The sequence below is a fragment of the Bacterioplanoides sp. SCSIO 12839 genome (assembly GCF_024397975.1).
Taxonomy (GTDB): Bacteria; Pseudomonadota; Gammaproteobacteria; order Pseudomonadales; family Oceanobacteraceae; genus Bacterioplanoides.
The window spans coordinates 1,408,819-1,421,834 of the sequence record NZ_CP073745.1; the positions used below are offsets into that span (position 1 = coordinate 1,408,819).

The 13,016-nt window shown below is 47.2% G+C and carries 14 protein-coding genes; 11 read left to right on the forward strand and 3 right to left on the reverse strand.

Features of this window, described 5'->3' with window-relative positions:
* Nucleotides 1–2 precede the first annotated feature (2 nt).
* Genes KFF03_RS06585 through KFF03_RS06620 form a run of 8 tightly spaced genes read left to right on the forward strand, consistent with a single transcriptional unit; the run spans nt 3 to nt 7,338 of the window.
* Complete coding sequence (locus KFF03_RS06585; RefSeq protein WP_255859958.1) at nt 3–1,163, forward strand: cellulose synthase operon protein YhjQ/BcsQ; 1,161 nt, start codon at nt 3–5, stop codon at nt 1,161–1,163.
* Complete coding sequence (locus tag KFF03_RS06590; RefSeq protein WP_255859960.1) at nt 1,163–2,611, forward strand: CpaF family protein; 1,449 nt, start codon at nt 1,163–1,165, stop codon at nt 2,609–2,611. Before KFF03_RS06585 ends, KFF03_RS06590 begins: the two co-directional genes overlap by 1 nt.
* Nucleotides 2,608–3,597 carry a type II secretion system F family protein gene (locus KFF03_RS06595; RefSeq protein WP_255859961.1) on the forward strand — a complete coding sequence of 330 codons (990 nt, stop codon included), beginning with the start codon at nt 2,608–2,610 and terminating at the stop codon, nt 3,595–3,597. The genes KFF03_RS06590 and KFF03_RS06595 overlap by 4 nt, the downstream gene beginning before the upstream one ends.
* A complete protein-coding gene (locus KFF03_RS06600; RefSeq protein WP_255859963.1) occupies nt 3,597–4,559 on the forward strand; it encodes a type II secretion system F family protein in 963 nt (320 codons plus the stop codon). Before KFF03_RS06595 ends, KFF03_RS06600 begins: the two co-directional genes overlap by 1 nt.
* Complete coding sequence (locus KFF03_RS06605; protein WP_255859965.1) at nt 4,559–5,218, forward strand: M48 family metallopeptidase; 660 nt, start codon at nt 4,559–4,561, stop codon at nt 5,216–5,218. The genes KFF03_RS06600 and KFF03_RS06605 overlap by 1 nt, the downstream gene beginning before the upstream one ends.
* On the forward strand, nt 5,215–5,625 hold the full coding sequence (locus tag KFF03_RS06610; protein WP_255859967.1) for a TadE/TadG family type IV pilus assembly protein: 411 nt from the start codon (nt 5,215–5,217) through the stop codon (nt 5,623–5,625). The genes KFF03_RS06605 and KFF03_RS06610 overlap by 4 nt, the downstream gene beginning before the upstream one ends.
* Nucleotides 5,612–6,175: a TadE/TadG family type IV pilus assembly protein gene (locus KFF03_RS06615; RefSeq protein ID WP_255859968.1), complete on the forward strand. Its 564-nt coding sequence runs from the start codon at nt 5,612–5,614 to the stop codon at nt 6,173–6,175. The genes KFF03_RS06610 and KFF03_RS06615 overlap by 14 nt, the downstream gene beginning before the upstream one ends.
* Nucleotides 6,172–7,338, forward strand: a complete 1,167-nt coding sequence (locus KFF03_RS06620) for a VWA domain-containing protein (protein ID WP_255859969.1) — start codon at nt 6,172–6,174, stop codon at nt 7,336–7,338. Before KFF03_RS06615 ends, KFF03_RS06620 begins: the two co-directional genes overlap by 4 nt.
* A gap of 74 nt (nt 7,339–7,412) precedes the next feature.
* On the opposite strand, the gene KFF03_RS06625 is transcribed toward KFF03_RS06620, so the two are convergent.
* Together KFF03_RS06625 and KFF03_RS06630 are read right to left on the reverse strand one after the other, a co-directional pair.
* On the reverse strand, nt 7,413–8,114 hold the full coding sequence (locus KFF03_RS06625) for a hypothetical protein (protein ID WP_255859970.1): 702 nt from the start codon (nt 8,112–8,114) through the stop codon (nt 7,413–7,415).
* Nucleotides 8,115–8,189: 75 nt separating this feature from the next.
* Complete coding sequence (locus tag KFF03_RS06630) at nt 8,190–10,499, reverse strand: methyl-accepting chemotaxis protein (RefSeq protein WP_255859972.1); 2,310 nt, start codon at nt 10,497–10,499, stop codon at nt 8,190–8,192.
* Nucleotides 10,500–10,640: 141 nt separating this feature from the next.
* On the opposite strand from KFF03_RS06630, the gene KFF03_RS06635 reads away from it, so the two are divergent.
* Nucleotides 10,641–10,871 carry a hypothetical protein gene (locus tag KFF03_RS06635; RefSeq protein WP_255859973.1) on the forward strand — a complete coding sequence of 77 codons (231 nt, stop codon included), beginning with the start codon at nt 10,641–10,643 and terminating at the stop codon, nt 10,869–10,871.
* Between the two features lie 46 nt (nt 10,872–10,917).
* Here KFF03_RS06635 and KFF03_RS06640 read toward each other — a convergent pair whose 3' ends face one another.
* Entirely contained in the window at nt 10,918–11,376 is a 459-nt protein-coding gene (locus KFF03_RS06640; protein ID WP_255859974.1) for an RDD family protein, read from the reverse strand.
* Nucleotides 11,377–11,450: 74 nt separating this feature from the next.
* On the opposite strand from KFF03_RS06640, the gene menA reads away from it, so the two are divergent.
* Both menA and pdxH read left to right on the forward strand, forming a co-directional pair.
* Complete coding sequence (gene menA / locus KFF03_RS06645; RefSeq protein ID WP_255859976.1) at nt 11,451–12,317, forward strand: 1,4-dihydroxy-2-naphthoate octaprenyltransferase; 867 nt, start codon at nt 11,451–11,453, stop codon at nt 12,315–12,317.
* 48 nt (nt 12,318–12,365) lie between these two features.
* Nucleotides 12,366–13,004, forward strand: coding sequence for a pyridoxamine 5'-phosphate oxidase (gene pdxH, locus KFF03_RS06650; protein WP_255859978.1), 639 nt, complete (start codon nt 12,366–12,368; stop codon nt 13,002–13,004).
* Nucleotides 13,005–13,016: the final 12 nt, after the last annotated feature.

Below are 13,016 nucleotides of genomic sequence, written 5' to 3' on the forward strand. Positions count from 1 at the left end.
ACATGAAATCATCCATTTTAGCGTTTGTTACCAGCGCGGAAATTCGTCAACAGCTGGCGTTATTGTTAACGGATTTAAAGTTGCCCGCCGACGTATTAATTCAGAGTGACGAGCATCGGGCCGTCGACTACCTTGCGGCTCAACCATCGCCGGATTTGTTAATTCTGGAAATAACCGATATTGCCGGGCGAGCCGAGTCGTTATCGCATCTGGCGGATGTGGTTGAGCCGGATTGTCAGGTGGTGTTATTGGGGGCTGAGTTATCCGTCAGTGAATATCGTGATCTGATGGCGCTGGGTATTCTTGAGTATTTTGATACACCACTGGATATGCAGGCCTTGCGTCATACCTGCGCACATACGCTGGGCATGGTGGAGCGTCCGGTTGCCAGCGGCAGCCATCATGGGCGGATCATTACGGTATCGGGCATTCAGGGCGGTGTGGGTACAACGTCCGTGACCGCAGCATTGGCTCAGCAATTAGCGCAGCAGGGTAGCCATACATTATTAGCGCAGCTGGATGATGAGTTTGGCGACTTAGGTGGGTTTTGGCCGAATCGCTCGGTTGATTCGCCTTTGGCGTTGCATCAGTTATTTCAGTCGCAGTTAATTCCCCGCGCAACCGAGCAGCTAAACACACGACTGGATTGGTTGTGCAGCAGTGAAGCCCGTTACACTTCGGAAGAACAACTAACCATGGTTAATCAGTTGTTAGCGGAACAGTACACCCGGGTTGTCTGGGATTGTGAAAAACACCATGTGTTGGCTCCGTCTTTATGGGCTCAGGCTGATATTTGTGTTTGGGTGCTGGAATCCAGCGTGTCTCTGGTTGATCAGTGGCAGCGCATTCGTAGCCGTTTTTCCGGGCACTCACACCAGCGTCATATCTGGGTGGTGAATCAAACCCGCCCGGAAAGGGCACGCCAGATTCCTGCAGAACAGCTGGCTCAGTTATTTGATCAGGCACCGCTGGTGATTCCGTATTGCAAAGAGCAGCCGGTATTTGCTGCGAACCTGGGCGAGGCCAGTCAGTTAAACACGGGTAAGTTTGGTTCGGCGGTTGCTCAGTTAGTGGATACCATTCAGTTGCGTAAACACTCAACTGAAAAAACAACGCCGGGCTTCTGGCAGCGTCTACGCACCGCTGTGGCTGGAGAGGTCTGATGTTTGGTCGTAAGGTCAGCACGTCAGAGTCGGTAAAACCGGCTGATTCGCCTAGCTCTGATATACCTGGCTCTGATATGGCCGTGAATTCATCTGCGGCGATGGCACCTGCGATGACCGTTGATAAAGCCAGAGTTTCTGGAGTGACTGCCGCTGCAATCAATGCGAAAGAATTTTCGTCAGCCGTGGATGACCATAATCGTCATGAAATGCGCTCCATGGTGTTGTCACGGTTGGATCCGATGCAAGTCACGCAAATGGATCGGTCGGAGTTAACCGAGCATATTGAACAGTGGATTCAGCGTCTGGCGGATCAGCATCGTTGGTTGTTAACCGCTGATCAGCAAGCTTCATTGTTGCAGGAATTACTCGACGATATGGTCGGTGTCGGGCCGATTCAGAGCTTGCTGGATGACCCGCACGTGACCGATATTATGGTAAATGGTCATGCACAGGTTTACGTTGAACGTGCCGGTCATTTGCAGGCTGTTGATCATTGTTTTCGTGATGAAAACCACGTTCGTCATGTAGCGCAGCGAATTGCCAGTTCGATTGGTCGTCGCGTGGATGAATCGTCGCCGATGGTCGATGCCCGCCTGATGGACGGCAGCCGGGTGAATATTATTATTCCGCCGCTGGCATTGGATGGCACCTGTATTTCGATTCGTAAATTCAGCGAACACACGTTTTCATTACATCAGCTGGCGGCTAAGGGCAGCTTGTCGGATGCCATGGCCGATTTTCTGAATATCGCCGCCCGGGCACGATTGAATATTCTGGTATCCGGTGGCACCGGTGCCGGTAAAACCACGTTATTAAATGCCCTGTCTCATCCGATTGATAGTGACGAACGGATTGTCACCATTGAAGATGCCGCTGAATTAAAGTTACGCCAGCGTCAGGTGATTCGTCTTGAAACCCGGCCAGCCAGCCTTGAAGGTGACGGAGCCATTACTCAGACCGAGCTGGTGAAAAATGCGCTACGGATGAACCCACGGCGGATTATTCTCGGCGAGGTTCGTGGTGGTGAAGCCTTTGATATGTTGCAGGCAATGAACACCGGCCATGAAGGCTCGATGTCGACGTTACACGCAAACAGTCCGCGTGATGCTATTTATCGTTTAGAAAATATGATGTTGATGGCCCATGGCAATTTACCGATTGCGGTATTGCGCCGTCAGATTATGTCATCGGTGGATATTATTGTTCAGATCGAACGCATGAGGGATGGCACGCGCCGGGTCACGTCGATTACGGAATTGGTGGGTCTGGAAGACGATACACCGATCACTCATGAATTGTTTGCCTTTAAATTACACCGTGTTGGCCAGCAGGGTATTGAAGGAGAATATTGTTGTACGGCGGCATCGTCAGAAAGTTTTATCGATAAAATTCGTTATGCCGGTTTAGAAGACGCATTGCAGCAGTGTCAGAGACAACCTTTATGAACGGCATGCAAGCATTAATTATTGCTCTGATGTTGCTGGTGATGGCATTGCTGGCTTTGTTGTGGGTGTTTTCCGGTGATAAACGACTGCACAAAGTTCAGCAGCGCTGGCAACAAAAGCTGTTGCTTGTTAATGATCAGCCAGCACAGCCACTGTTATCGATACCAGAGCGTTTGATGGCGGTGTTTTCCCGGCAACAATGGCTGCATGTTGCCGTGGTATGGATGAAAAGCACTCGCGAAAAATTACGTGGGCTGGCGGTTGAGGATGAAGACAGATTTGAACGGGTGTTTGTGGTTCAGGTGCTGTTCGTCTGGTTACTGGTACTCGTGTTGCTCATTCAATTTCAGGCAGGGTTTTCAGGGTTTTCTATCTTTTTATTAGCAACGGCGGGTGCGGCTTTTTTTGCCTGGTTGCGTTGGCAATCATTAAAAAAGAAATTGTTGAGTCTGTACGAAGAGCAGTTGCCTGGTGTGGTGGATCACATTCGCCGGGCAGTGAGTTCAGGGTTATCGGTGCCACAAGCGTTGGCGAGTTCGGCTCTTCAGGCAGACGCGCCGGTGGCCATTGAGTTGCAGCGAATTTCGCAACAACTGCAACTGGGTATCGCATTAAACCAGGTGATTGCGGAATCACGCCTGCGGATCCCGGTCAGAGAGTTTCATTTCCTCGGTATGATTCTGGTGCTAAATCAGAAAACCGGTGGTCGTTTAGCCGAAGCACTGGAAAATTTATCCACGGGGTTGCGTGAACGAAAAGCAATGAAAATGAAGCTGGCTTCTATGACCTCTGAGCCAAAAGCAACGGCATTAATTGTCAGTGCTTTCCCCCCTTTGACCTTATTAGGGCTGATATTTTTCCAGCCGCATCAGGTTGAATTTTTATTGCAAGACCCAACCGGACAGATGATCTCTCTTTATGTGATTGGTAGTGTCACGTTTGGCCTGACGGCTGTTCATCGTATGGCGCGTGGAGGTCTGGCCTGATGAATGAAATCATTACCCGATTCCAATGGCTTGAAGGCGTTGCTGGTTTTTCTCTATCGCAATGGGGTTTGTTGTTAGCTCTGCTGGCATTGTGTTTGGTGGTTATTGTGTTGTTGTTTATTTCACTGCAAACGGCAGGGGCACAACAAAAAGAATTGGTGTTAAAACGTTTTCGTCGCCGTTGTGAATATTATCAACCTTCCTCTCCATTATCCGATGCGGTCATCTCGTTAACCGATTATCTGCACTGGTTGCCGGTGACCGAAAAAGATCGGTTTGAATTAGGTGCCTTATTAAATCAGGCCGGTTTTCGTCATCCACAAGCTGTTTTGGTATTGGTTGCCATTAAACTGATGGCATTGCTGTTATTACCGCTGTTGGTTTGGGTATTTGCCAGTGGACCGTTTACTTTGGGTTTATTAGCCAAGCTGACTCTGGCGGCTTTGTTTGGCTCTTTAATGCCTGAATGGTGGTTAAAACGACGCGCACGGTTTAATAAAGAACAGGTTCGTACATCGGTGCCTGATGCCGTGGATCTGATGGTGATTTGTGCGGAGAGTGGCTTACACATAGATGCCATTTTGCAGCAAGTTGCCCTTGATATTCATGAATGGTCGCCGATTCTGGCGGACGAAATGTTATACACCCATGCGGATATTCAAATGGGTAAAGAACGTTATCAGGCATTGCGGGGGTTATCTGAGCGAACTCAGGTAACCGAGCTGGATCATTTGGTTTCAGCATTAATTCAGGCCGATCAATACGGAACGCCGTTAGTCAAAGCACTGCGAGACCTGGCACATGAATCCAGACGTTTGCATTTATTACATGTGGAAGAACGGATTGGAAAAATACCGGCCACCATCAGTTTGCCCCTGATGTTATTTGTACTTATTCCACTGGTGGTGATGCTTGCTGGACCTTCTGTGGTGATGTTGGTTCGTTCACTGAGGAATTTGTGATGTTGAGGTCTTTTAGATCGACCAGTGTCTGGTTGCTATTCAGTCTTGTGATGACGGGTTGTTCGGTATTTCAGCCATCCGTTGAGCAGCGTTTGCAGCGTATACAAACGACGACAGGACAAGACGGCACAGAGCTTTCTCCACAATCGATTCAGCAGCAATTGAATGAGCTACAGCAGTTGCGCCAAGAGTATCCACAAGACGCACGCATCTGGCTGCAAAGTGGACGTTTATCTCTAAAAGCCGGTGATTGTTATGGTGCGACGGTTGCGTTTAAACAGGCTTTGGGTTTAGAGGCTGAGGATGCGGATATTTTTTTGGGGCTTGGGATTTGTGCGGACTACGCCGATAATCATGACGATGCCCAAAATTATTACCGCCAGGGCATCAGTCGTTATCCGGATTCCTGGCCATTGCAAAATAATCTGGCTTATTCGCGTTTGTTGCAGGGCAATGTTCAGCAGGCGTTTAAAGATCTGAAATACCTGGCGAATGTATATCCCTTCCCGGCGGTGAAGCATAATCTCGCCATTGCGTTTGCAATGCAGGGAGAGTTCGATCAGGCGTATAAGATTGATCTTGAACTGTATGGCGAGCATCAAGCGATCAAGAATCAGTCGGCATATCGCCATCTGCATCAGTCCGGGCCTAAGCTATGAACAGACAAAAAGCGCGCGGCATTATTGTGATTGAAATGGCGTTTGCGTTACCCGTGTTTTTATTATTTTTACTGTTTTCCATTGAAATAGCCCGCTTTTTCTGGACTCAGCACTGGTTGAATTACAATTTACATCACGCGGCTCGGGTCGAAGCATTAAACCCTGAAAACGGCGTGCAAGACCGGCTAGCTGATCAGTTAACGCAAGCCGGTGTGTTGGTGTCTGCTAATAAAGTGAATGTCTATGAAAAGCAGCTGAGCTGGTTCAATAACGCGAACGGACAGATTACCCGTTACCGTGCTGAAGCTGAGTTAAACTTTATGTTGTTTCAGCGTTTTTTACCGGATGGCACTCTGACGATCTCGTCAATCACCTGGTTGGCGGAGACCGAAAATGAAATCAATTAGTACCGGTCTTTTTCAACAAAAATCCGCGGGTAATATCACCATTGAACTGGCGATTATATTACCGCTGATGGCGGTCGTGTTGGCGCTGGTATTTCATTTTGGTATGTATCTTTATTGGCAGAATCAGCTGGATAATGCTGCCCATCGTTTGTTAAAACTAGTGGTATTAGAGCAATCAAAAGGGCAGGGGTTTAACGGCGATGAAGCTGCTGTGGTATTACGGGAACTCACTGATGCCGATGTTTATGGCGGTTCTGTTTCGGATGTGGGCGTTCGGTTTTCAATATTGAGTGATATCAATTCACGCAATATGACGGCTCAGGCTGGGGCGAATTGTTATGACAAGCCTGCTATCCAGAATATCAGTCAGTTTGGTGTCGGTACCAGTAATCGTATGGAGCCCCGTAATATTGCCATGCTGAGTGTATGCATCAACCTGACTCAGGCATTACCACTGGCTGCTTTTACCGCTGGCAATTTTGCCTCTGGTCTCGGCAATATTCAGCGTAATTCCTATTATCCCGTTTCTCCTTCGGCATTTGCACCATGACGATCAATATTTCACTTAACCGGAAAAAACAGCAGGGTCATATTCTGGCGATCAGTTTTTTTGTTGCCTTATTTGCCATGCTGTCGATCACGGCATTTTCAATGAATACCGCTCTGGTTGCTCAGGAAAAGCTTAAATTGGATCAGGCGATTGAAGCCACGGCGTTAGCGGTTGGTTTGGCCGGAGATAATTTGCAAAGTAATGATTATCAGGCCATCGCGGATACCTATCGTAATGCCTTTTTTACACCTGAGCAGCGCCAGCGTGTCACTATCAGTGTTAACCCACCGGCTACCCGGGGAGGGAATTATACCGTGGGAGGTGAGCTTGAAACGCGCTTTTTCTTCTCGCAATCGTTACAGGGAAATGCGACTCGTATTGCGGTAGAGTCTGATGTTCAGGTATTAAAAGAGAGAGAGCGATTAGAAGTTTCTCTGGTTCTGGATGTGTCGGGCTCGATGGCATCCCGTATGGGAGTATTAAAAAACAGTGCCAAAAGCTTTGTCAGTACCTTGTTTGATTCGCAAATTGATAGTGAGCAGGTGTATATCAGTCTGGTTCCATTCAATCATAAGGTAAATATCGGTAACCCCCGGACGGGCTGGACCAGTGGAGGCCACTGTGTACATGCCTACCGCTTTGAAAATAATCAGGCAGCACAACATATTCTTGATTTACCGACCGGTGGTAATACCTTATTCAAGGGTAGCAGTGACTGTAATTCATCACGCTTATTACCTTTATCTAATGATGAAACAACAATTAATAACAGTTTAAATGCGCTGGTAGACTCGGGTTACACCGAAATTGATAACGGTCTGGCCTGGGCCTGGAGAACCTTAGCACCTCAGTGGCAGGGACAGTGGCAGGAAGTGCCGGGCAGACCTTTGCTGGAAAAAGTGAAAAAAGTCATTGTACTTTTTACGGACGGTGAAGGTTATGCAGATTCGGGTGTTTTTAATCAGGTGTGTCAGCAGTTACGGACTCAAACGCCAATTATTGAAGTATTTGCTATTCAGTTTGGCAGTGAAAACACAGCGCTGAAAAACTGTGCAACTGATTCACAGCATTATTATCTCGCGGGGGATACTCAGACATTACAGCAGGCGTTTCAGGATATTGCTGAGAAAGTCGGATTTACCTTAAAACTGAAGAGGCTCTGAAACAGCTTCGCTATATTCAGAGCCCACACCGTGATTTAAGGCAGTGAAGTCTCTAATGTGTGTTAAATAACGCCTTAAAAGTTCATACCAATAGCCAGGTAGGCTCCATGGTTACTTTTTAAATCAACCTGTGGCAGAGCGATAGATTCATCCACATCTTCCGTTGCCGCATTATCCAACGCATTGACTTGAAGGTTGGTTTTTTCAAAACGAAAACCGAGTTCGGCAAACCAGTTATCTCTGGGATTTAACATAAATCCGACACGTGCGGATAATGCCAGGCTTTGATCGTCAAACTCATTACGATTCTGATCTTCCCAATAAACCCCAGCAATACCAATACCAACGCCAACAAAGCCGCTGACTAATTTGTTACGGTTGGTGGTAACGTCGATATTGCCACTGAAGCTCCACAGGTCGTGTAAATTACCTTCTAAATTACCATCAGCATCGTATTCAGTATCGCCTGAAGGTCGGAGATGGTATTGAACATAGGCGCGGTAATGGTCGAAATAATGTCCAGCACGAATCAGGTAACTGGTCTCACTCCCTTCCTCTGGGGTGTGTCTTTTCAGGTTGGCATTTTGAGCCAGTTCGTTATTGCCACCAAAGCCATTACTTTCCGAACCGAAGTCTGTTTTGGTATCGGCAATGGCCACAGACCAGAAGTGGTCGTATGTTTCAGCAACGCTCGCTGAAGAGAATGCCAATGCGGTGACAATGAATCCGGTGCTGGCAAGATTCTGAAAAGAAGGGAAGGAAGAAAATGGTTTCATACGTAATCCGACAACTGAGAGGAAAAGCTGCCGGATTATAACTTAAATAAGAATCATTTCTAAATGATTCTTGTGTTAAAATCTGAACTGGGAAATCTTCTGATTAATCGCAACTGTAACGTCATCCAATTCACCACTGGCTTGTTGAATATGCGAAGCGGCCTCAAGAATACCATCGGATAAATCTTTAACGTGTGTCACGTTTTTATCAATTTCGCTGGTTACTGCACTTTGTTCTTCAGCGGCGGTGGCTATTTGTGCACTCATTTCTTCAGCCTGATCAATCATCATTGAAACCTCGTCCATTTGTTGAGCGGTTTGCTCGACTGTGTCCATGCTGTTTTCTGTTTCCTGATGAGAGGTTTGCATCGAGCTCTGAACGGCACCCACCTGTGTTTGTAACGATTGAATTTTGTCGCGAATTTCTTCGGTGCTTTGTGCTGTGCGGCTGGCTAAGGTGCGCACTTCATCGGCAACAACGGCAAACCCTCGTCCTTGCTCTCCGGCTCGTGCTGCTTCAATCGCTGCATTTAAAGCCAGCAGGTTGGTCTGTTCTGCAATTTGTTGAATAACATCGAGCACTGCACCAATGCTTTCGCTTTCGTGCTCCAGCTGTTGCATATCCTCGATAGTGCGGTTCATTGTTTTGCTAAGCTGGTGAATCGTTTCTTTTGCATCAGTCGATTTCAGTTGGCTATCTTTCACTTTCTGACGAGTGTTTCGCATGCTTTCTGAGGCTAACTCCGCATGACCAGCGACCTCTGATACCGAAGCGCTGACCTCTGTGGTAGCGGTTGCTGCCGAATTCACTTCTTCATTCTGGCGGTGCACTTTATCGGCGGTTTGTGTCGTTGTTTCCTTGAGCAGTGTTGAATTCCGACTCAGGGTTGTTGCGGTATCTTTCATACTCTGAAAGAAGCTACTCAGCTGATCAAATAACTGATTGAGCGCTTTCCCTAGTTCGGCAAATTCATCATTGCCACTGTCACGGAACCGGGCATTCAAGTCGTTATTGTTGGCGATATTACGGATTTTTTTAATAAACAGATCAATCGGAGCGGTTAATCGTGTGCTCACCCAAAAACTAACAACCATAACAATGCTCAGTAATATCACCGCTGTCAGCAGAGAACTGTTGATTAGTTTGCTCTGCATTTCATGGACGCCAGCATAGGCTTCTTCGCTATCAATTTCAGTGAGCAGTGCCCAGCGACTTCCCAAAAAGTTGATGCTGGTAAACGCTGATAACACTTCAATATTGCGGTAGTCGCGAATGGTTTTAACGGCGCTTGCACCTGATAATGCTTGTTGGCTGGCATCGCTGTTAATCGGCTGGATACCAATGGCGCTGTCGCGAAGCTCAATTTCTTTGATGATATTTTCGTTTAAGCCTGATTTTCTTAAGGCATCCAGGTAGCCGGTTTTATCTTCAACCAGAAAACGACTTTGGCTGCGTAAGGTTTTATCACTGCCAACCAGATAACTCTCTCCTGATTTGCCAAAGCCCATTTCCTGCCATTTTTGGTTATTGGTCATGATGTTGTTTATTTCATCAATGGGCATTTGATAGATCAGTACACCCGACAGGTTGCCATTATTGTAGACCGGGGCTGATATAAACGAAGCGGGTGCGTTGTACGACGGGATATAGTGCTTAAAATCAACAAAAGCGGCTTGTCCGGGCGATAGCGAAAGCGCCTTATTAAAGGCCTCTGCGATACCGCTGCTTGCATAAGGACCATGCTTTAATGAAGTAGCGAAGTCTAATTCTTTAAACACAGAATAAATAATATGACCGCTTTCCGGCTCCACCAGAAAAATATCGTAGTAGCCAAATTGTTGTAAAAAATCATTCAGATATGGATGTAAATTGCTGTGCCATTGATCATATCGGGTGTTGTTATTCTTCTGGTTCAGTGCGTTTTTTTCTCCCAGAGGGTGTGGATTCTGGCTGATATAATGTGTTTGTAAGAGCCGTCCGTGATGATCCAGCTGGCGATAAAGGTTTTGTGGCTGTGACGATTGATTTTGATTGAGTTGCTGGTAACGGCGGTCAAAGGTCTGATAAAACTGTTGTAATTCAGAGTCGTTCACTGAATTTACCTGATCAGGGTAATCATGAAACGCTTCTGTCATTTGTGTACTGGCTTCCTGTATCAACGGGCTGGAAGCCATGGTTATTAACTGAGCCTCAATGGTGTGAAGGTAGCGTTCAATACTTTTCCGGGTCAGATCTCGCTTGCTGATCAGACTTTGCTCAATTTGCGTGTAGGCATTGTCTCTGGCGGAGCTTTCTGCAATCTGATAGCTGATAAAAATAGAGGCTAATACGGCGATAACCGCGGTTAAGGTGACGGTTGTGATAATCTGATGCTTAACTTTCATGGTTTTTCCCGGTTATTGCTCACGCTGGTGTCCATACATCGGGATTAAGATTAGAATACCCTTTACATTTTGCACGGTTTAAAAATAACCAGCAGTAAACTTTTTAAGTGATAATACTGATAACAGGAGAGGGGTTTTACTATGTCCCGGGTTGAGCGTGATTTCTTTGCACGTACAGAAGATGATCAAAACGACTTTTTAACACAGACCTGGTGTAACGCCTGTATGAAAGCGGACCTGGGGATGACCGAACCTCAGGAATATGAGCTGGATGAGGTGATTTATATTGAGGGAAAATGTAAGGAATGTGGTGAGCTGATCGTGACAGAAATAGCCGATGACAGCACCGATGGCGATTGGGACGACGAATAACCGCTGTTTGTCGAATCAGGCCGTTGTCGTAACGGCCTGTCTTATTTCACGATTGACGCATTTCTTTCGGGATATAAATAACCCGGGTCACTGATGCAATGTCATGCCAGTTGCGTTGACGTTTATCGAATAACATCCAGAAAAAGCCCAACCCAAAGACAGCCAATGAGAAAAAGCCGATGCCAACCCGAAGCATGCACTGGCTGAGTTGTACGGGCCCTTCATTTTCATTGATCAAACGAATGCCCCAGGCTTTCATTCCCACCGTTTGTCCATTACGGCGCCGCCATGAATCACTGTAATAAAAAAAGGCGATGATAAACATCAAAGACAGGTTGATCGCTGCTGGCAAAGTCCCCGGGAATTCTCCATCATTAACAGCTTTAATCACGCCAACTACTGCAAAGCCCGCCATAATGTACAGCGCAATCAGGATCAAGCCATCGTACACCAGCGCAGCCAGGCGACGCGACAGCGGTGCGGTTGGGAAGTGTTTTTCAGACATAACAAAACCAGAGTGAACAGTATGTGGCGGCATGATAACAAAAGAGAGTGTACAGTTCAGGAGCAGGCGCGCAGATGACAACAAATGTTGCGCCTTGGGTGGCCTGGTGGTTGGCCATTCGCCCAAAAACACTGCCTGCTGTCATTGCTCCTGTTCTGACAGGCCAGTTTCTGGCTTATTGCCATTCTTCTGGGTCCTTCGATAAGGCCATCTTTGCCTGCATCCTGATCTGTGCTGTGTGTCTGCAAATAGCCGTTAATCTGGCCAATGATGTTTTCGATTTTAAACGAGGCGTTGATTCTTCAGATCGTTTAGGACCGCGCCGTGCAGCGCATCAAGGTTGGTTAACTCCACAGCAGCTGATGCGGGCTGTGTTATGGGTTTTGTTGGTTGCTGTGATATCCGGTGCGGTTTTGGTGTTGCACGGTGGCTGGTTGTTCCTGCTCTTTGGCATCGCCAGTGTGATCGCTGCGTTAGCGTACAGTGCTGGCCCGTGGCCTTTATCATCCAATGCTCTTGGCGAAATAACCGTTTTTTTATTTTTTGGTTTATTGGCGGTTTGTGGTGGTTATTATTTACACACATTTGATGTTTCACCACAGGCCTGGCGGATAGGCGTTATGATGGGCTTTTTAACGGCGGCCATTATGTTAGTCAATAACCTGAGGGATCGGGTATCTGATGAAAAAGCGGATAAAACCACGTTGGTCATATTAGTAGGTCCTACCTACGCCCGAGGGATCTACAGCCTGATGCTGCTGGCTCCGTCATCCTGGCTGATTACTGAAACAGTATTGGGGTGGCTGGCATTGATATTAGCATTGGGGCTTTGCTGGCGTGTTTTCCATAATGATGGCGCGAAGCTCAACCAGCTACTGGCGCAAACCGCCGCCTTTTGTCTGGTGTATGCGTTATTATTTGTTGCAGGTCATCTTTTATAAGCTGCAAAGAAGAGACAATCGTTTTAAGAATGTAATTAGGTATCCGATATGCTGAATCTTGCCGATATCCGTAAAGAATATACTCAGGGCCGACTGGACGAACAAACCTGTGCTGAGCATCCGTTACTACAGTTTCACGCCTGGTTTGAACAATACCGTGAGACCACTCCTCCAGAGCCTACGATTATGACGGTAGCAACGGTCGATCAAACCGGTTGTCCATGGCAACGTATTTTATTGCTGAAAGGTTATGACGATAACGGCTTCGTCTTTTTCACCAACTTTGACAGTAATAAAGGGCAGCAGCTAAGCGACAATGCGCAGGCCAGCCTTCATTTTTTCTGGATTGAAATGGAACGCCAGATTCAGATTCAGGGATCTGTGGAAAAAATTTCGCGAGAAGACGCGCAGCGTTATTTTCATTCCCGTCCGCGCGAGAGTCAGTTAGGTGCATGGGCTTCCGCACAGAGTCGGCCACTGGATAATCGTCAACAGCTGGAAGATAAGTTTGCTGAAGTTTCTCAGCAGTTTGAAGGTCAGGATGTTCCATTGCCAGATTATTGGGGCGGCTACCGTGTGAAGCCTGAGAGAATGGAATTCTGGCAGGGTGGCGCGCACCGTTTACATGACCGCGTTGAATATCAGCTGCAAGGCGGAAGCTGGTCTAAGCGGCGTCTCAACCCATGATCTGCCTTAGCC

Excerpts from the sequence above, each read along its gene's own strand:
- menA (WP_255859976.1), top strand. The coding sequence starts at position 11,451 with ATGACAACAAATGTTGCGCCTTGGGTGGCCTGGTGGTTGGCCATTCGC.
- KFF03_RS06605 (WP_255859965.1), top strand. The coding sequence starts at position 4,559 with ATGTTGAGGTCTTTTAGATCGACCAGTGTCTGGTTGCTATTCAGTCTT.
- pdxH (WP_255859978.1), top strand. The coding sequence starts at position 12,366 with ATGCTGAATCTTGCCGATATCCGTAAAGAATATACTCAGGGCCGACTG.
- KFF03_RS06630 (WP_255859972.1), bottom strand. The coding sequence starts at position 10,499 with ATGAAAGTTAAGCATCAGATTATCACAACCGTCACCTTAACCGCGGTT.
- KFF03_RS06640 (WP_255859974.1), bottom strand. The coding sequence starts at position 11,376 with ATGTCTGAAAAACACTTCCCAACCGCACCGCTGTCGCGTCGCCTGGCT.
- KFF03_RS06585 (WP_255859958.1), top strand. The coding sequence starts at position 3 with ATGAAATCATCCATTTTAGCGTTTGTTACCAGCGCGGAAATTCGTCAA.
- KFF03_RS06620 (WP_255859969.1), top strand. The coding sequence starts at position 6,172 with ATGACGATCAATATTTCACTTAACCGGAAAAAACAGCAGGGTCATATT.
- KFF03_RS06635 (WP_255859973.1), top strand. The coding sequence starts at position 10,641 with ATGTCCCGGGTTGAGCGTGATTTCTTTGCACGTACAGAAGATGATCAA.
- KFF03_RS06625 (WP_255859970.1), bottom strand. The coding sequence starts at position 8,114 with ATGAAACCATTTTCTTCCTTCCCTTCTTTTCAGAATCTTGCCAGCACC.
- KFF03_RS06610 (WP_255859967.1), top strand. The coding sequence starts at position 5,215 with ATGAACAGACAAAAAGCGCGCGGCATTATTGTGATTGAAATGGCGTTT.
- KFF03_RS06600 (WP_255859963.1), top strand. The coding sequence starts at position 3,597 with ATGAATGAAATCATTACCCGATTCCAATGGCTTGAAGGCGTTGCTGGT.
- KFF03_RS06615 (WP_255859968.1), top strand. The coding sequence starts at position 5,612 with ATGAAATCAATTAGTACCGGTCTTTTTCAACAAAAATCCGCGGGTAAT.
- KFF03_RS06595 (WP_255859961.1), top strand. The coding sequence starts at position 2,608 with ATGAACGGCATGCAAGCATTAATTATTGCTCTGATGTTGCTGGTGATG.
- KFF03_RS06590 (WP_255859960.1), top strand. The coding sequence starts at position 1,163 with ATGTTTGGTCGTAAGGTCAGCACGTCAGAGTCGGTAAAACCGGCTGAT.